The 18,581-nt window shown below is 70.2% G+C and carries 12 protein-coding genes; 5 read left to right on the forward strand and 7 right to left on the reverse strand.

All coding sequences use genetic code 11. The features are described from left to right. Positions 1-36 precede the first annotated feature (36 nt). Positions 37-1,332 (forward strand): polyhydroxyalkanoate depolymerase, encoded by a 1,296-nt coding sequence (locus ACFQUV_RS13670; RefSeq protein WP_129607941.1) that lies wholly within the window; start codon positions 37-39, stop codon positions 1,330-1,332. A 133-nt stretch (positions 1,333-1,465) separates the two neighbouring features. Here the strand turns inward: ACFQUV_RS13670 and ACFQUV_RS13675 are convergent, their stop codons facing one another. Further along, a complete protein-coding gene (locus ACFQUV_RS13675) occupies positions 1,466-3,214 on the reverse strand; it encodes an outer membrane beta-barrel protein (RefSeq protein ID WP_129607942.1) in 1,749 nt (582 codons plus the stop codon). A 228-nt stretch (positions 3,215-3,442) separates the two neighbouring features. Here ACFQUV_RS13675 and ACFQUV_RS13680 point away from each other — a divergent pair, with 228 nt between their 5' ends. Next, complete coding sequence (locus ACFQUV_RS13680; RefSeq protein WP_378395036.1) at positions 3,443-4,450, forward strand: SIS domain-containing protein; 1,008 nt, start codon at positions 3,443-3,445, stop codon at positions 4,448-4,450. A gap of 67 nt (positions 4,451-4,517) precedes the next feature. Here the strand turns inward: ACFQUV_RS13680 and ACFQUV_RS13685 are convergent, their stop codons facing one another. Then, positions 4,518-5,363 (reverse strand): LuxR C-terminal-related transcriptional regulator, encoded by an 846-nt coding sequence (locus ACFQUV_RS13685; RefSeq protein ID WP_129607383.1) that lies wholly within the window; start codon positions 5,361-5,363, stop codon positions 4,518-4,520. A gap of 386 nt (positions 5,364-5,749) precedes the next feature. Here ACFQUV_RS13685 and ACFQUV_RS13690 point away from each other — a divergent pair, with 386 nt between their 5' ends. Both ACFQUV_RS13690 and ACFQUV_RS13695 read left to right on the forward strand, forming a co-directional pair. Further along, a complete protein-coding gene (locus ACFQUV_RS13690) occupies positions 5,750-7,813 on the forward strand; it encodes a methyl-accepting chemotaxis protein (protein WP_207211338.1) in 2,064 nt (687 codons plus the stop codon). Positions 7,814-8,044: 231 nt separating this feature from the next. Further along, the gene (locus ACFQUV_RS13695) at positions 8,045-10,051 is read left to right on the forward strand and encodes a methyl-accepting chemotaxis protein (RefSeq protein WP_207211339.1); all 2,007 of its coding nucleotides are present in this window, start codon (positions 8,045-8,047) and stop codon (positions 10,049-10,051) included. Between the two features lie 66 nt (positions 10,052-10,117). On the opposite strand, the gene ACFQUV_RS13700 is transcribed toward ACFQUV_RS13695, so the two are convergent. From ACFQUV_RS13700 to ACFQUV_RS13715, 4 genes are all read right to left on the reverse strand, one after another. Next, complete coding sequence (locus ACFQUV_RS13700; protein WP_129607384.1) at positions 10,118-10,561, reverse strand: NfeD family protein; 444 nt, start codon at positions 10,559-10,561, stop codon at positions 10,118-10,120. Between the two features lie 3 nt (positions 10,562-10,564). Then, complete coding sequence (locus ACFQUV_RS13705; protein ID WP_129607385.1) at positions 10,565-11,569, reverse strand: SPFH domain-containing protein; 1,005 nt, start codon at positions 11,567-11,569, stop codon at positions 10,565-10,567. Positions 11,570-11,746: 177 nt separating this feature from the next. Next, entirely contained in the window at positions 11,747-12,901 is a 1,155-nt protein-coding gene (gene hemH / locus ACFQUV_RS13710) for a ferrochelatase (RefSeq protein WP_129607386.1), read from the reverse strand. Between the two features lie 189 nt (positions 12,902-13,090). Then, positions 13,091-13,504 carry a cupin domain-containing protein gene (locus ACFQUV_RS13715; RefSeq protein ID WP_129607387.1) on the reverse strand — a complete coding sequence of 138 codons (414 nt, stop codon included), beginning with the start codon at positions 13,502-13,504 and terminating at the stop codon, positions 13,091-13,093. A gap of 147 nt (positions 13,505-13,651) precedes the next feature. Between ACFQUV_RS13715 and ACFQUV_RS13720 the strand changes: the two genes are divergently transcribed. Further along, complete coding sequence (locus ACFQUV_RS13720; protein WP_165363743.1) at positions 13,652-14,545, forward strand: LysR family transcriptional regulator; 894 nt, start codon at positions 13,652-13,654, stop codon at positions 14,543-14,545. A gap of 58 nt (positions 14,546-14,603) precedes the next feature. Here ACFQUV_RS13720 and ACFQUV_RS13725 read toward each other — a convergent pair whose 3' ends face one another. Continuing rightward, positions 14,604-18,206 carry an indolepyruvate ferredoxin oxidoreductase family protein gene (locus ACFQUV_RS13725; protein WP_378395041.1) on the reverse strand — a complete coding sequence of 1,201 codons (3,603 nt, stop codon included), beginning with the start codon at positions 18,204-18,206 and terminating at the stop codon, positions 14,604-14,606. Positions 18,207-18,581 lie beyond the last annotated feature (375 nt).

The raw sequence follows: 18,581 nt of genomic DNA on the forward strand, positions 1-18,581 counted from the left end.
CCGCCGGATCAATCGGCTGGCCGAAGGGAGCGCATCATGACCGTCCGGGATTTCGACGACTCCGAGCCGCCGCGCTTCGACGCCCCTGCAATGGGTCTCTCGTCGCCGCTCTATTGGTTCTACGAGATGACCCATGTGGCGCTGAACCCGTCGCGCGCTGTGGCACACGCCACCCATGCGTTCTTCAAGAGCCCCAGCAACCCGGTGTCCAACACCACGCTGGGCAAGTCGATCTCGGCCGCCTGCGAGCTGTTCGAGCGGGCGACGCGCCGCTACAGCCAGCCCGAATGGGGCATCGACAACACGGTGGTCGACGGCCGGCTGGTCAATGTCGAGATCGAGACCGTGTGGGAGCGGCCGTTCTGCCGCCTCTTGCACTTCCACCGCGACGTCCCGCTGACCCACCGGCCCGATCCGCGCGTGCTGGTGGTGGCGCCGCTGTCCGGCCACTACGCCACCCTGTTGCGCGGCACCGTGCAGGCGCTGCTGCCGGAGCACGACGTCTACATCACCGACTGGGTCGACGCCCGCATGGTGCCGATCAGCGAGGGCCGCTTCGACCTCAACGATTACATCGACTACGTCATCGGCATGCTGCGGCTGCTGGGCAGCGACACCCATGTGCTGGCGGTGTGCCAGCCGGGCGTGCCGGTGCTGTGCGCCATCTCGGTGATGGAGACCAACGAGGAGGCGCACGTCCCCGAGTCGATGATCCTGATGGGCAGCCCGATCGACACCCGGATCAGCCCGACCGCGGTCAACAAGGTGGCCGAGAAGCGCGGCATCGACTGGTTCCGCCGCAACGTCATCACCAAGGTGCCGTTCCCCAATCCCGGCTTCATGCGCGACGTCTATCCGGGCTTCCTCCAGCTCAACGGCTTCATGTCGATGAACCTCGACCGCCACCTGGAGGCGCACAGCAAGCTGTTCCAGCATCTGATCGAGGGCGACGGCGACTCGGCGGCGGCCCACCGCGAGTTCTACGACGAGTACCTCGCCGTGCTGGATCTCGCGGCCGAGTTCTACCTCCAGACGGTCGACACCGTGTTCATCAGCCACCTGCTGCCGGAGGGCAAGCTCGTCCACCGCGGCATCAAGGTCGATCCCAGCAAGATCCGACGGGTGGCGCTGATGACCGTCGAGGGCGAGGCCGACGACATCACCGGGCTCGGCCAGACCCAGGCGGCCCAGACCCTGTGCAGCAACATCCCGGACGAGAAGCGGCTGCACTATGTGCAACCGGGTGTCGGACATTACGGGGTGTTCAACGGGTCGCGCTTCCGCAACGAGATCCTGCCGCGGATCGCCGCCTTCATCCGCGCCAACGACTGATACGAGATGCGGCTGATCCCTTCGGTGTCATTCCGGAAGCCGCGAAGCGGCTAAAGACTGCTCGCTGCCGCGAGGCTCGCGCCGACCCGCAGGGCGAGACGGCGCGCGCGGGCAGGCCCGCGCGTCGCCGCGGTCACCGCTGCAACCTGACCCCGACCGTCACCAGGGTGGCGTCCCAGTCGACGTTCGGCAGGTTCGAGCGCAGCCAGTCGTGGCGCACCTCGGTCTTGAACTGGATCTCGCGGCTGAGCTTGTAGAGCATCGCGAACGACACGTAGTAGCGGTGATCGAGGCGCGGCGAGCCAAAATAGTCGTCGATGCCGGTGCCGATCTTGGCAGTGCCGATCAGCCAGCGCCGGAAGGAGTGGTCGACCTGGAGGCCGACGTCGCGGCTGAACACGCCCGACAGGCCCGGCACGATGATCTCGGCGGCGCGCGAGGTGGCGATCAGCTTGGCGGTGGTCAGCTCGGAGGCCGTGTAGGTGAGCGCGGCGTCGATGGTGAGCCCGTCGATGGTGGTCAGCCGCGGGTCCTCGTAGACCCGCCACAGCCAGCCGAGCGACGCCTCGCCGACCAGCTTGCGCGAGAACTCGAAGGTGGTGCCGGCCTTGACGGCCCAGCCGCCGGAGTCGCGGTCGAAGCCGTTGCGGTCGATCTTCTGCGAATGGACGCGGGTATCGGCGCTCGTCTCGACGAACGGCCGCAGGCCGGGCTTGAGCTCATAGCTGACCCGCAGCGCGCCGCCGTACTGGTTGTACTCGCGGTCGGCATTGCTGAGGGTGGCGCCGTTGAGCAGCTCCGAGTCCTGATACTGCTGGTGATCGATCAAGGTCTTGCCGGTCACCTCCAGCCGGTTGAACTGCTGGGTGTAGCCGAAGGTCGCGCCGACCGTGGTGACCAGCGGGAAGCGCTTCAGCCCGGTCTGCACGTTGGGGGTGCCGGGATTGTCGGTCGAGACGACGACGCGACCCTCGCCCTCGAAGCGCGACAGGCTGTCGACGTCGAAGCGGCCCCGCACCCGCGAATCCACGGTCGGACGGTCGATGATCTCCGGGGTCGCCTGCGACACGGCGGTGCCCGGCGCGTTGATCACCAGCGGATAGGTCTGGCCGTACCAGGTGTAGGTGCCGCGCAGGTCGGCATCGAGGGCGTGGCGCTGCCAGTTGGAGCGGATCAGCAGCTCGGGCGACACGGTGGTCAGCGCCGAGCCAGGAAGGCCCGAGATGCGGGTCGGATTGCTGTCGTAGCCGGTCGAGACCTCGATGGCGGGCCGCAGCGTGAAGGCGCCCACCCGCACGCCGAGCGGCGCATACGGGTCCTCAGGCAGCGGCGGTCCGCGCCGCGGGATCGCCGCGGTGATCGGCACGTTGAAGCGCGAGGTGCTGTCGAGGCCGGGAGCGCCGCGGCGGGTGAGGCGCGGCGGCACCGTGACCGGCGTCGTGGCCGGGTTGGTGCCGCGCACCAGGGGGAGCGGCTGCGGCGCCGCCCGCAGCCGGGCAGCCTCCTTCTGGCGCTGGGTCAGCGGCGGCGGCGGGCCGGGCCGGCGGGTGTTCTTCGAGTCGAAGCCGGTCGGACGCGACGTGGCGGTCGCCTTGCCGCCGCCGGGGGCGGTGCCGCCAGGAGCGGTGCCGCCGGGAGCGTCCTCGCCGGCCGCGGTGCGAAACGTGGTGCGGCCCTCCACGGCGGGAGCGACGGCGCTGCCGGGGCGGAAACCTGTGCCGAAGCCGCCGCCGGCCGGGGCCGGGGCGAACAGGCTCTCGCCCGCCGGGTCCGCCGTCCCCGCGGCGGCCGTCTGGGCCATCGCCGGACCGTGCGGTCCCGCGACGACGACCGTCAGGCTCGCGCCGAGCAGCCAGGCGAAACGGGAGCTGGGGCGCGGCACCGATACATCCTCCACGCCGGCCGATCGGCACAGAACTGGTTAATCGGAATAAAACGGGCATGGTTAATGGCCGGTTGACACCCCGCCGGCGGCAACGGCGGGCGGCTGTTTTTCCGTGCCCGCGATCGCCAGCCGGGGACTCCGACCCGCGGCCGGCGCCGGTCCGGCCCGCGGCCGACGCCGCCGGCACGCCGTTGCGTGCGGCCGAAAAAGCGTTAGAGACGGCGCATGTCAGACGTCATTCCGCCCACCGAGCCGCCCGCCCCCACCGCCCATGCGCTGATCGACACCGGCCTGCGCACCCTGGAGGCGGAGGCCGAGGGGATCGCGGCGCTGGCCGCCGCCATGCGCGACGGCCTGCGGGCGCCGTTCATCGCCGCCGTCGAGACCATCCGGGCGGCGCGTGGCCGCGTGGTGGTGAGCGGCATGGGCAAGTCCGGCCATGTCGGCCACAAGATCGCCGCCACGCTCGCCTCGACCGGCACCCCGGCCTTCTTCGTCCACCCGGCCGAGGCCGGGCACGGCGACCTCGGGATGATCACCACCGACGACGTGGTGCTGGCGCTGTCGTGGTCGGGGGAAACCGCGGAGCTGCGGGCGCTGATCGACTATTCGCGGCGCTTCCGCATCGCCCTGGTGGCGGTCACCTCGGAGGCCGACAGCACCCTCGGGCGCGCCGCCGACATCGTGCTGAGGCTGCCGGTCGCCCGCGAGGCGTGCCCGCACAACCTGGCGCCGACCACCTCGTCGCTGATGCAGCTCGCGCTCGGCGACGCGCTCGCCATCGCGCTGCTGGAGAGCCGCGGCTTCACGCCGCTCGACTTCCGCAACCTGCATCCCGGCGGTCGGCTCGGCGCCGCCCTCAAATTCGCCCGCGACCTGATGCACACCGGCGCCGCGATGCCGCTGTGTCCGCTCGGCGCCCGCATGGGCGCCGCCGTGGTGGAGATGTCGACCAAGGGGTTCGGCTGTGTCGGGGTGACGGACCCGGAGGGGCACCTGGTCGGCATCGTCACCGATGGCGATCTGCGCCGCCACATGCGGCCCGACCTGCTCGATCTGCCGGTCGAGCAGGTGATGACGCGGCGGCCGATCAGCGCCAAGCCCGATCAGCTCGCCAGCGAAGCCTTGCAGGTGCTCAACGCCTCCAAGATCACCGCCGTGTTCGTGATCGAGCGCGGCATGCCGGTCGGCATCGTGCATCTGCACGATCTGCTGCGGGTCGGGGTGGCCTGAGCACGGATGCACGTCCGAAACGACGGGCATCGCCGTAGCGGGCGGGTGGACCGCAGGAAAGGGGCGGTCAGGCCCCTTTCCGCAGATCCTCGTGGGGACGGGTGAGCGTCCAGTGGATCGCCTGGGCGCGGTTCGGCACGCCGAGACGCGCCAGGATGCCGGAGACGTGGATCTTCACGGTGTTGGGCGAGATCGCCAGCATCCGGCCGATCTCGATGTTGCTCAGGCCCTTGGCCATCAGCTCGAGGACCTGCCGCTGACGGCGGCTGAGCGACACCGACGCGCAGGCGCTCTTCACATCGACGTGGAACGGCGAGGCCTCGTCGGGCTCCGGCGTGTCGACCGCCGCCGGCGTGACGGCGCGGATCGACCGCTCGATCGCCTCCATCATCTGCTCCAGCCGGGCGTTGAACGGCTCGACGCCGAACTCGTCCTTGAGCACCACGGGCTTCGACCGGCCCTCCGTGGCGCGTGGCATCAGCGCGGTGATGTCGACATGCAGCAGGATGGCGCGCGCCGTATCGCGGATATAGGGAAAGCCGAGCATCAGGAACCAGCCTTGCCCGCCGGCGCCGTGGCACGGGTAGACGAAGGACAGGCAGTCGACCCGGCCATGCAGGAGCTGGGTGATCCCGTCGATGATTCGTCCGGACTGTTCGTCGGCGCAGGCGCAGTACTGGAGGTAGTTTTGACCTAGTCCGGAGTTGGGAAGCGCTAGCCCGGCGGCCTGCCCGAAGATCTTCCAGGCCGTGTTGACTGCGAGAATTATCCCGCTCCTGTCCAACACTACACCGCGGACAGAGGCAAAGGGATGCTCGATCTCGGGAAAACCGACATCGAGCGGTTGGTTTATGCTGATGGGGGCGATTTTATCGATCATAAGCCTGGCTTTGTGTTGAGCGATGGCTGCCATACGAGAATCGCGAATTCAAACTATTCTAGATATTGATGCGGTTACAAGCGGTATCCATCTCAGGTGTAGTTGATCAACAGTTTACAAGTAGAAATCCTCCGCACTTTTGCCTAGTTCTTTGGTATTGCTTGGCAATCACTAGCTGTGCAGATTCCTGTTCCGTTCACGCTGTGACGGTCCGTCGCACCCGCATAAGTTGACACAACTTGTTGATCTACCGATTTAACCCGATGCCGATCACCCCATCATACATCCGCGCTAATACTTAGGGCGGTCCTAACGAACATTTTACCGGGACTTCGGAGCATTTCCTGGTGGGGCGCACCGCAATCTCACCGACGGTTCCCGTCTGCGCCCTTCGACATCAATGATTCGGAGAGTTCAGAATGGCCACCATCGGGGCAGTCACGCCACGGCGGACCCGCCGGCTGAGCGCGGCGTTCGCCAACCGAAGTATCGGCACCAAGGTGGCGTTCGGATTCTTCTGCATGATCGCCATCATGTGTGCGATCTCGGCGGCCGCCTGGGTCAATTTCGGCGCCGTGTCGGCGAGCTTCGACCGCTTCGCCCATGCGGCGGCGGCCGGCGACATCACCCGCGACCTCGACCGCGAATTCCTGGCCTATCGGCGGGCGGCGCGCGAATACTGGCTGTTCGGCCAGGAGGCGGACCGCACGGCGGCCGCGGAGGGCGGCGAGCGAATCGCCGCGCTGCTGGCGCGCGGCCTGCGCGAGATCGACGATCCGACCAACCTCGCCACCTTCAAGGGACTCGCCGCCGACATCGACAACTATCGCTCCTCCTACGAGAGCCTCTTCCAGGTGAAGCAGGAGCAGATGACGCTGACGAGAGGGGTGCTCGATCCGGCCTTCGCGTCGCTCGGGACCGCGGTGGCGCAGCTCCAGCGCTGGGCGGTGGAGAAGACCGGCGACATCGACGTCATCATGGTGGCGGGTCGGGCCCAGGAGCGGTTGCTGAGCGCCCGGCTGGAGCTCGGCCGGCTGGTCGGCCGCTTCGACCGGCGGGCGGCCGATCTCGGCCGCTCAGCCCTCGACGTCGTCGCCTCCGAGCTGGCCGCGATCGGCGGCATGAATCTCAGCCCCGACATGCGCAAGACCGTCGAGGAGGCCAAGGCCACCGCGGCGGGCCTCGTCACCGGCTATAAGCGCTATGTCGAGATCTCGGGAACCGTCGACGTGCTGGCCGCGACCTACCTGCCCAGCCTGAGCGAGACGATCGCGGCCTCCGCGGACGCCATCAAGACCTCCAGCATCGAGGACGCGCGAACGGTCGAGACCCGCACCGTAGCGGTGATCGCCGAGACCCGGCAGCTCGTCGTCTGGCTCGGCCTCGGTGGCCTGATCGTCGGGCTCGGTCTCGCCTGGGTGATCGGCCGCAGCATCTCGGTGCCGATCCGCCGCATCGGCGCCGTGCTGCGCCAGCTCGCCGCCGGCGACAAGACCGTCGCGGTGCCGTTCACCGAGCGGCGCGACGAGGTCGGCGACAATGCGCGCGCGGCCAGCGCCTTCAAGGAGAACCTGCTGCGCCTGGAGACGCTCGAGATCGAGCAGCGGGCCGCCGAAGAGCGGGCGACGCGCGAACGGCAGGAGACGGTGCGCCGGCTCGCCGGCGACTTCGAGGCGGCGGTGGGCGAGATCGTCGACACCGTGTCGTCGACCGCGGCGGAGCTGGAAGAGGCGGCCCGCACCCTCACCCGCACGGCCGAGACCACGCAGGAGCTGTCGTCCACGGTGGCGTCGGCCTCCGAGCTCGCCTCCGGTAACGTGCAGTCGGTGGCGTCCGCCACCGACCAGATGACCGCCTCGGTGCAGGAGATCAGCCGCCAGGTGCAGGAGTCGAGCCGCATCGCCGGCGAGGCGGTGCGCCAGGCCGAGAAGACCGACGGCCGCATCGGCGCGCTGTCGCAAGCGGCGCAGCGGATCGGCGACGTCGTCGCCCTGATCACGGCCATCGCCGGGCAGACCAACCTGCTGGCGCTGAACGCGACGATCGAGGCGGCCCGCGCCGGCGAGGCCGGCAAGGGCTTCGCGGTGGTGGCCCAGGAGGTGAAGGCGCTGGCGGCACAGACCGGCAAGGCGACCGGCGAGATCGCCGCCCAGATCGCCGGCATGCAGCAGGCGACCCAGGACTCGGTCAGCGCCATCAAGGAGATCGGTGGCACCATCGGCCGCATCGCCGAGATCGCCTCCTCGATCGCGGCGGCGATCGAGGAGCAGGGTGCCGCGACCGCCGAGATCGCCCGCAACGTCCAGCAGGCGGCGCACGGCACCGAGCAGGTCGCAGCCAACATCGTCGACGTCAATCGCGGGGCCGGCGAGACCGGCACGGCCTCGTCGCAGGTGCTGTCTTCGGCGCAGTCGCTCGCCGGCGAGAGTGCACGACTGAAGGGTGAGGTCGGCAAGTTCCTGGCGACGGTGCGGGCCGCCTGAGCGGCGGGCCGCCTGAGCGCGGCCGCGTCGCGCCGCCGTCGTCTCGCCGCCGCGTCACCCCACCCGAGCGGATAGCCGGCGGCAGCCGCCGGCTAGAACCTAACACTTACGTAGAGTTTTCAGAGAATCGTCGTCACCACCAGTTAACCCGCGAATGCGTTCATTTCGGCTGTTGTACAACGCCGGAGTGTCGTCGTGGCTCTTCTCGATGTCCGTCGGGCGGGTCTTCGCGTGTCGATTCGCGCTCAGCTCGCTCTCGTGGTCGTGCTGTTCCTGGTGCCGCTCGCTCTGCTCGGCCTCCTGTTCCAGGAGCAGAGCCGGAAGGACATCAGCTTCGCCGAGAAGGAGCGGGACGGTGTCGTCTATCTCGGCGCCGTCTGGCCGGTGCTCACCGGCCTGATCGGCGCGGCGTCGGAGACCCGCGGGTTGGAGGCGGCGCGGTCGGCGACGCCGACGCTCGACCAGGTCTCCCGCTTCGACGCCGCGATGGACAGCCACGAAGCCGCCGCGGCGCTGCGCTCGGGGCTCGCCGGGATCGGCTGGCCAGGGCGGCGGATCATCCGCGATGCCGGTACCGAGCAGACGATCGCGGCCGCCCGCGCCCTGCTGACCAAGGTCGCCGACGGGTCCAATCTCACCCTCGATCCCGATATCGACAGCTTCTACGTGATGGATGTGGTCACCACCAAGCTGCCGGAGGTGGTCGACCGCCTCGGCAGCCTGCTGGCGCTGCTCCGGGCGGGCCGCGAAGCGGCCGCGCTCGGCGACGACGAGAAGGCCGAGCTGATGATCCAGCTCGGCGGGCTCGGCTCGGCCACCGCCGGGGCGGCCGCTTCCCTCGACTCGGCCATCAAGGGCAATCCGGACGGCAGCATCCGCCGCGCCCTGGAGGGACCCGCGAAGGCGTTCGCCCGCGCCAGCGAAGCGTTCCAGGCAGAATCCAAGCGTGCCGCAATCGCCTTCCGGGACGACGCCCAGCGCCGTGCGCTGGACCTTGCCCCGCTGGAGCGCCTGTTCGGCGAGGCGATGCAGTCCGCCGATGCGTTCTGGCGCGCCGGCACCGCCGAGCTCGACCGCCTGCTCGCCGTCCGCATCCAGGGCTTCGTCTCGCATCTGTGGACGATGCTCGGCATCGCGGCCGCCGTGACGGTGCTGGCGCTCGCGGCCGTAGTGCTCATCGGGCTTCGCCTGTCGCGGCGGCTGTCGCTGCTGCGCCGGGCCATGCGGGCGCTGGCGGAGGGACAGTCGGGGGCGGTCGCCGGCCTCGATCAGCGCGACGAGATCGGCGACATCGCCGCCGACGCGGAACGCGCCTTCGCGGATCACGAGGCACGGGTCGAGGCGCTCCAGCGAGAGCGCCAGGAGGCCGAGGTGGCCGCGGCGAGCCGGCGCCGTGACGAGATGAACGCCCTCGCCGATCGCTTCCAGGCTGCGGTGGGCGACATCGTCGGCGAGGTGTCGGCGGCGGCCGGTCGGCTCGAATCCACCGCCGCGGCGCTGACCCGGACGGCCGATCTGACCCGGCACAACGCCGCGACCGTCGAGACCGCCTCGACCCAGGCGGCCGCCGGTGTCCAGGCCGTGACGTCGGCGACCGACCGGATGGGCAGCTCGATCGCCGAGATCGCACGTCAGGTGCAGGCATCCAGCCGCATCGCCGAGGAGGCGGTGCGGCAGGCCGAGACCACCGACGCCCGCATCGCGACGTTGTCGCAGGCCGCCGCCCGCATCGGCGACGTGGTCGCCCTGATCACCGCCATCGCCGAGCAGACCAACCTGCTGGCACTCAACGCCACCATCGAGGCGGCCCGGGCCGGCGAGGCCGGCAAGGGCTTCGCGGTCGTCGCCCAGGAGGTGAAGGCCCTGGCGGCGCAGACCGGCAAGGCCACCGGCGACATCGCCGCCCAGATCGCCGAGATGCAGCAGGCGACCCAGGACTCGGTCGGCGCCATCAAGGCGATCAGCGGCACCATCGGCAGGATCGCCGAGACGGCCGCCGCGATCGCCGGATCGATGGACGAGCAGCGCACCGCGACGTCCGAGATCACCCACCACATTCGCCAGGCCGCGACCGGCACCGGCCGTGTCGTCGAGACCATCGCGGTGGTGAGCCGCGGCGCCGAGGACACCGGCGCCGCCTCCGGCGACGTGCAAGGCGCGGCCGGCCAGCTCGCCGCCGACAGCGACAGTCTGCGGGCCGAGGTGGACCGATTCCTGGCGACCGTGCGGGCCGCCTGAGCGGCGGGCCGCCTGAGCGGCGGGCCGCCTGACCGGACGGTGCGTCGGCGAAGGCCGTCGCCGCGCCTACCCGTCCACCCGCTCGACATGCACGACGGCGCCCTCCACCCGCACCACCTTGACGCGGGCGCCGGCCGGCGTGTCGTCGCCGGTGACGCGCCAGATGGTATCGTCGACCGCCACCGTGCCGCTGCCGCCGACGATCGGCCGCTCCAGCGTGAACACCCGTCCCACCATGGCGTCGAGCCGGCGGTTGAGGAACGGCTGGTCGCTGGTCTCACCCGCGTGCGCGAGCTTGCGCCACAGCGGAATGGCGGCGAGCGAGATCGCCGCGAAGGCGAGCCACTGGAGCTGCCAGCCCCAATCGATCAGGAACGACACCAGGCCGACAATCAGGGCCGCGATGCCGAGCCACAGGAGAAAGATGCCGGGCACCACGATCTCGGCGATCAACAGCACGGCGGCGGCGGTGAGCCAGCCCCAGGGGCCGAGGGAGGCGAGAAACGTCATGGCTCATCTCGTGGTCGGTTGCGGCGGCGGCACGGCGGGGCCGGTGGGCGGCGCCGGCCGCCCGGCGGGCCGCGGCTGGCCGACGGCGCGCTCCTCGAAAGTCGACTTGGCGATCTCGGCGATGCCGGCCAGCGAGCCGAGCACGTTGGTGGCCTCGATCGGCAGCATCAGCACCTTCTGGTTCGGCGAGCGGGCGAGCTCGGCGAACGCCTTGAGGTACTTCTCGGCGATGAAGTAGTTGAGCGCCGCGACGTCGCCACGGGCGACCGCGAGGCTCACCATCTCGGTCGCCTTGGCCTCGGCCTGGGCCAGCCGCTCGCGCGCCTCGGCGTCGCGGAACGCCGCCTCGCGGCGCCCCTCCGCCTCCAGGATCTGCGATTGCTTCTGGCCCTCGGCGCGCAGGATCTCGGACTGGCGCTGCCCCTCGGCGGTGAGGATCTCGGCGCGCTTCTCGCGCTCCGCCTTCATCTGCCGCCCCATCGCGTTGACGAGGTCCTGGGGCGGGAAGATGTCCTTGATCTCGATGCGGTTGACCTTGATGCCCCAGGCCGACACGGCGGCATCGACCACCCGCAGCAGCCGGACATTGATCTCGTCGCGATGCGACAGCATCTGGTCGAGATCCATCGAGCCCATCACCGAGCGGATGTTGGTCATCGTCAGCTTGACGATGGCGAGGTCGAGCTGGGCCACCTCGTAGCTCGCCTTGACGGCATCGACGACCTGGAAGAAGGCGACGCCATCGACCGTGACGCTGGCGTTGTCCTTGGTGATGACCTCCTGCTGAGGAATGTCGATCACCTGCTCCATCACGTTGATCTTGCGGCCGATCCGGTCGACGAACGGGACGATCAGGTTGAGTCCCGGGCCGAGCCGCCTCGTGTAGCGGCCGAACCGCTCGACGGTCCACTCGTAGCCCTGGGGCACGGTCTTGACCCCGAGGAACACCGTGACGATGGCGAGGAGGACCAAGATGACGATGAAGATGTCGAGACCGCCAAAAACCATGACCGTGCTCCCCTGCGGCTGATCCGGCGCGCGTGTGGCGGCGCGAGTGTGACGGTGCGGCGGTGCCGCCGCAAGCGCGGCACCGCAGCGTCGTCACCGAGAGGTGGGTGTCGGGCGCGAGGTGCCGGTTCGGAGCCGGTGCGGAACGACGTTAAGGGAGGGTGACGGGCCGGCGGCTCACGCCGGCGGGTCGATCCAGCCCTGAAGCTCGCGCAGCACCACGGTGCGGATCACCTCCATGCCGGGTCCGCTGTCGTTGAGGCAGGGGATGGCGGCGAAGTTCTCGCCCCCGTTGTGCAGGAAGATCTCGGCGTTCTCGCCGGCGATCTCCTCCAGGGTCTCCAGGCAGTCGGAGGTGAAGCCCGGGGTGATGACGGCGAGGCTCTTGGTCCCCGATTCGGCCAGCGCCTTGACGGTCATGTCGGTGTAGGGCTGCAACCACTCGGCGCGGCCGAAGCGCGACTGGAAGGTGAGGCGGAAGCGGGTTTCGTCGAGGCCGAGCCGGGCACCCAGCAGCCGGTGCGTCTTGGCGCAGTGGCAGTAGTAGGGGTCGCCCTTGTCGAAATACTCCTTCGGGATGCCGTGGAAGGAGGCGATGATCACCTCGGGCGTGAAGGAGAGCTTGGCCAGCTCGTCTTCCACGGAGCGGGCCAGCGCTTCGATGTACACGGGATCGTCGTACCACGGGGCCGCCACCCGCAGGGTCGGCTGCCAGCGCAGGCGCATCAGGGCGCGGAACGCCTCGTCGCACACGGTCGCCGTGGTGGCGGCGGCGTATTGCGGATAGAGCGGCACCAGCAGGATGCGATCGCAGCCGCGAGCCTGGAGGGCGGCGAGGCGCGATTCCATCGACGGGTTGCCGTAGCGCATCGCCCAGTCGACGACGAGCCGGTCGTCCACCGGCGCGACCAGCCCGGCGAGCTGCTCGCTCTGCGACCGGGTGATGGTCTTGAGCGGTGATTCGTTCTTCTCGCGGTTCCAGATCTTCTCGTAGTCGCGGCCCTTCTGGGCCGGCCGGGTGCGCAGGATAATGCCGTTGAGCACCAGCTTCCAGATCGGCCCCTGCGCCTCGATGACCCGCGCGTCGGAGAGGAACTGCTTGAGATAGCGGCGCACCGAATCCGGGTCGGTGGCGTCCGGGGTGCCGAGATTGACGATCAGGACGCCGATGCGCCCGTGCTCGACCGGCGGATGGTCGGCCGGACGGGCACTCGGGGCCGGGCGCGCGCCGGCGCCCGGCCGGGCGACCGGGCGGAGGGGCGCCCGCGGCGGGGCGTCGGCAAACGTGGTGGTCTCGTCGCGAGACCCGGGGGTGGGGATGCGCTCGTTCATCTGTGCTCGGATCGAACTGCCGAACCGAGCGATAGCAGGACCGGAGGGCGGCAGCCAGACCCCTCGGGCGAGGTCCGTGCGACGATTCGCGGCGGCGGGTAACCGATGGTGGGGGCGGCCCGTCGTCTGCGTCCCCCCGCCCGGGTTCCTCGGGCGCTTCCGGTCGTCACTCGGCTTCGAGACGCGGCGCTAGGCTGGGCCGGCCGGGTCGGCAAACGGCGCTCCGGGGTCGCAGACATAGAACAGCGCCATGCGGGCCGGGGCCGAGCCCTGATTGCGGCCCGTCATCGCCACCCCGGAGGGCTCGACGAACACCTGCCCGGCCTCGATGGTCACCGGGTCTCGGTCGTCGAGGGCGAGGGTGAACGTCCCCTCCAGCATGTAGACCGTCACCGGATGCCGGTGCGAGTGGTACGGGGTGACGTCGCCCGGCAGCAGGGTGGCAAACAGCACCCTGATCTCCTGATCGGCGGCCGTCGGCATCCCCGGCACCACCTGGCGGTGAAGGGGGGTGAGCTGGGCCAGCCCGGTGTCCTGCGCGCTGCGCGTGACGCCGACGGTCAGCCCGGCGATCATGGTCTGCACGTCGCTTTTCTCGATCATGGCCGTTTCCTCGTTGTCGGCGAGGAGGCTGGCGGCTTCTCGATCATGGTCGTCTCCTCGCCGTCGAAGACGAGGCTAGCGGCTTCGACTGGCGCCCGGCAGCCGCAAGTCTGCAAAACCACTGCGCAAAGGTGCATGATGGTCGCCATGTTCGATTGGAACGATCTGCGCCATCTCGCGGCGATCTCGCGCTGCGGCAGCACGCTCGGCGCCGCGAAGGCACTCGGCGTCAACCCGTCCACCGTCCACCGGCGGCTGATGGAGCTCGAACGGCGGATCGGTCTCAGTTTCGTGAAGCGTCGGGCCGCCGGGTACCGACTGTCGGAGATCGGCGAGGCGCTGCTCGATCAGGTCCTCGCGGTCGAGACCGCGGTGGTGGATCTCGAACGCAAGATCCAGTCGCTGAAGCTCGACCTGAAGGGGACCATCCGCCTGACCTGCCCGGAGCCGACGGTATCGCGCATCGCCGCGTCGGGCCTGCTCGATCGCTTCTCCGCCCGCCATCCTGGTCTCGCGGTGGAGTTCGTCACCAGCGACCGCTACCTCGATCTCGCCGAGGGAGAGGCCGACGTCGCCTTCCGCTCCGGCGAGCCGATCGATGCGCGGCTCGTCGGCCGCAAGATCTGCGACTCGGTCTGGGCCATCTACGCCAGCAAGGATTATGTTCGGCAGCATGGCCGGCCCGCCACCATCGCGGATCTGGCGGCTCATGCGTTGATCGGGTTCGACGGGATCATGCAGAGCCACCGCGTCGCCAAGTGGCTGCCGGCGGCGGTGCCGGGCGCCCGCATCGTCTGTCACAGCGCCAGCATTCTGGGCGTGGTGTCGTCGGTGAAGGCCGGCGTCGGCATCGCGCCGCTGCCGACCACGCTCGGCGATGCGGAGGAGACGCTCGTCCAGGTGCTGCCTCCGGTGCAGGAGCTGACCCGAAGCTGGTATCTGCTGACGCCCCCGGACCTGCGCCGGACGCCGCGCATCGCCGCCTTCGTGGATTGCGTGCTCGACGACGTCCCGGCCTTGCGCAAGGCCCTCGTCGGATAGCGCGTAGCCGTCCCGCGGGTCAGGCCGCGGGCCGTCCGGTGGCGCGACCGGGGCGCCGCTACTCGGCCGCCTCCAGCCGCACGGCCGGGCTGCGGAACTCGGCCAGCAGCATCGCCTCCTCGGCCTTGGCGAGCGCGATCGAGCCCGTCTTGACGTGGCCGAAGCCGCGGATCTTCTCGGGCACGGCCGCGATCGCCACCGCGAGGGCGTGGTTGTCGGGCGAGAGGCCGGCCAGAACCTCGTCCAGCACCGCCTCGTAGTCGCCGATCAGCGCCCGCTCGGCCCGCCGCTCGGCGGAGTGCCCGAACGGATCGAGCGGAGTGCCGCGCAGCCCCTTGAAGCGGGCGAGCAGCCGGAGCACCGGGACGATCCAGGGGCCGAACGACACCTTGCGGACCGGACCGCGCCGCTCCGAGCGCACCAGCCAGGTCGGCGCGAGGTGGAGCGTGATCCGCAGGCGCTCGCCCTCCACGGTCTCGGCGAGCTGGCGCTGGAACGAGCCGTCCGACCACAGCCGCGCCACCTCGTACTCGTCCTTGTAGGCCATCAGCTTGAACAGGCTTTTCGCCACCGCCTCGCCGAGCCCATCGCGGCCGGGCGTCTGCGCGGCCTCGGCGGCCCGCACCGCGTCGACCCGCCGTCGGTAATGCTCCGCATAGGCGGCGTTCTGGTAGGCAGTGAGGAACGCAACCCGGCGCGCGATCGTCTCGTCGAGCGACGCCGACAGCCGCCGTGGCGAGTCCGCGGCCGGCGCCGCCGGGGCGGCGAGGGCCGCGACGCCGGCCGGATCGATGGCGAGCCGGCGGCCGAGCCGGAACGCCGCCCGGTTCATGGCGACGGCCTCGCCGTTGAGCGCGATCGCCTGCTCGATCGCGGCCGCCGACACCGGCACGGCGCCGAGCTGCCAGCCGACCCCGAGCAGCATCATGTTGGCGGCGATCGACTGGCCGAACAGGGCGCTCGCCAGCCGCGTCGCCTCGACGAAGCGGCACTGCTCGGTCCCGGCGGCGTCCGTCACCGCGCGGCGCAGCCGCTCGCCGGGCAACCGCAGGTCGGGCTGGCGCGTGAAGGGGCCGGGCATCACCTCGGCGGTGTCGACCACCACCCGGGTGGCGCCGGCCTTGACGGTAGCGAGGGCGGCGCGGCTCGCCGTGATCACCAGATCGCCGCCGAGCACCAGGTCGGCACCGCCGGCCGGCAGCCGGATGGCGTGGATGTCGTCCGGCCGCGCCGCGATGCGGATGTGGCTAAGCACGCTGCCGCCCTTCTGGGCGAGGCCCGCCATGTCGATGACGCCGGCCGCCTTGCCGTCGAGATGCGCCGCCATGGCGAGGATCGCGCCGACCGTGACGATGCCGGTGCCGCCGATGCCGCAGACCAGGATGCCGTAGGTGCCGTCGATCGCCGGCAGGACGGGCGCCGGCAGATCCGGCGCCGGGAGGTCATCGGCCGAAAGCGCCGTCACCTCTCCCCGCGGGCGGGGAGCATCACCGGCGCCATCGCCCCTCACCCCAACCCTCTCCCCGCTGGCGGGGAGAGGGAGCGCCGGCGCGGGGCCGTCGATCACTTCGGCCACCCCGCCCACCCGCTTCGGCCGTGCCCCCGACACGCTCGCGAACGACGGACAAAAACCCTTCACGCAGGAGAAGTCCTTGTTGCAGGTCGACTGATCGATGAGGCGCTTGCGTCCGAACTCGGTCTCCAGCGGCTGGATGGACACGCAGTTCGACTGCACCCCGCAGTCGCCGCAGCCCTCGCACACCAGCGCGTTGATGACGACGCGGCGATCCGGGTCCGGATAGAGGCCGCGCTTGCGGCGACGCCGCTTCTCGGCCGCGCAGGTCTGGTCGTAGATCAACACCGTGCAGCCGGGCGTCGCGGCGAGTCGCCGCTGCACGGCGTCGAGCTCGTCGCGGTGGTGAACCGTGGTGCCCGGGGGCCACGGCGTGCCGCGCGGATACTTCTCCGGCTCGTCGCTGACCACCACCAGCGCCGCGACACCTTCGGCGGCGACCTGGCGGGCGATCTGCCCGACCGTCAGGCCACCGTCGTTCTTCTGCCCGCCCGTCATGGCGACGGCGTCGTTGAACAGGATCTTGAAGGTGATGTTGACGCCGGCCGCGACGGCGGCCCGGATCGCCAGCGAGCCCGAGTGATTGTAGGTGCCGTCGCCGAGATTCTGGAACACGTGCGGTCGCTGCGAGAACGGCGCCTCGCCGATCCAATTGGCCCCTTCGCCGCCCATCTGGGTGAAGCCCGTGGTGGCGCGATCCATCCACTGGACCATGTAGTGGCAGCCGATGCCCGCATAGGCGCGGCTGCCCTCCGGCACCACCGTGGACGAGTTGTGCGGGCAGCCCGAGCAGAAATACGGCGTGCGTGTCGCGATGTCGGCGGCGGGCGGTGGCTCGCGCCGCATCTCCTTCAGGCGGGCGACGCGGGCCGCCAGCGCCTCGTCGGGCGAGAAGCGCAAGAGCCGCTCGCCGATCGCCAGCGCGATGGCGGCGGGATCGAGCGCGCCCTTGACCGGGAACAGCCAGCCGCCCTGCTCGTCCTTCTTGCCGACGACGACCGGCTGGTGGGCGGTGCCGTACAGCTCCTCGCGCACTTGCACCTCGACCAGCGAACGCTTCTCCTCGACCACCATCAGGAGATCGAGCCCGGCGGCCGCCTCCAGCATGTCGTCGCGGCCGATCGGATAGGGGCAGCCGATCTTAACGAGGCGCAGGCCGAGATCGTTGCAGCGCACCTCGTCGAGGCCGAGCAGGTCGAGCGCCAGGCGCACGTCGAGATAGCTCTTGCCGACCGTGAGGAGGCCGAGCCGCGGCCGCCGCCCGCCCGACATGATGGTGCGGTTGAGCCGGTTGACCCGCACGAAGGCCAGCATGGCGTCGCGCTTGAAATCCTGGAGGCGCGCCTCCTGGGCCAGCACGGTGTCGCCGAGCCGGATGCCGAGGCCACCCGGCGGCATGCGGAACAGATCGTCGCTCGGGATGGCGATCTTCACCCGGTCGAGGTCGCCGTCGATCACGGCGGTGGACTCCACCGTGTCGTGGACGCATTTGAGCCCGACCCAGGCGCCGGTGTAGCGCGACATCGCGAGGCCGAGCAGGCCGTAGTCGACGATCTCCTGGACGCCGGCCGGATTGAGCACCGGGATCACGGCGTTGACGAAGTTGAACTCCGACTGGTGCGCCGTGGTGGAGCTTTCGGCGGTATGGTCGTCACCCATCAGCGCGAGCACGCCGCCGTGACGCGAGGTACCGGCGCAGTTCGCATGGCGAAACACATCGCCGGAGCGATCGACGCCCGGTCCCTTGCCGTACCATAGCGCGAACACACCGTCGAAGCGGCCTTCGCCGCGTAGCTCGGCCTGCTGCGAGCCCCACACCGCGGTGGCCGCCAGGTCCTCGTTCAGCCCGGCCTGGAAGCGGATGTCGTTCTTTGTCAGCAGCGCCTCGGCACGCTGGAACTGCTGATCGAGCCCGCCGAGCGGCGAGCCGCGATAGCCGGTGACGAAGCCCGCCGTGCGCAGCCCGGCGCGGCGGTCGCGCGCCTTCTGCATCAGGACCATGCGGATGATGGCCTGATAGCCGGTGAGGAGCACCGGCGAGGCGGCGAGGTCGTACTTGTCGTCCAGGGTGACGGGCCGCAGCGTCATGGCACGCTCGCACGGTTCGCACGATCGGCGGACGTCCCGAGGCCCGGTCGGCGATCGGGGGTACCGCCGTTGTCGAGGAGACAACGTCGAGGCTGCCGGTTCGGTGGCGCAGCGTCAATTTCGTTTATTGGCGCGGCGTGCCGGCTCGCGTTACGTGCGTGCCGGCGGTGGCGCAATTTGGCGCACTGCAATGCGGCTTGTGCGACGCAGAATGCTGTGCGGTGGTGGCGCACGCCGCTTGCTCGGTCACGCCGCTTGCTCGAACACGGCGCCGCCCGGCACGTGTGGCCCGTCGTGTCAGTGATCGGCCGAAAGTCTCCGCAGGGGCCGCGCACGCTGACGAAGCGTGTTCTGATCAGGACCACTTCGCGTCGA

This window comes from Rhodoplanes sp. P11, assembly GCF_964266735.1.
GTDB lineage: Bacteria > Pseudomonadota > Alphaproteobacteria > Rhizobiales > Xanthobacteraceae > Rhodoplanes > Rhodoplanes serenus.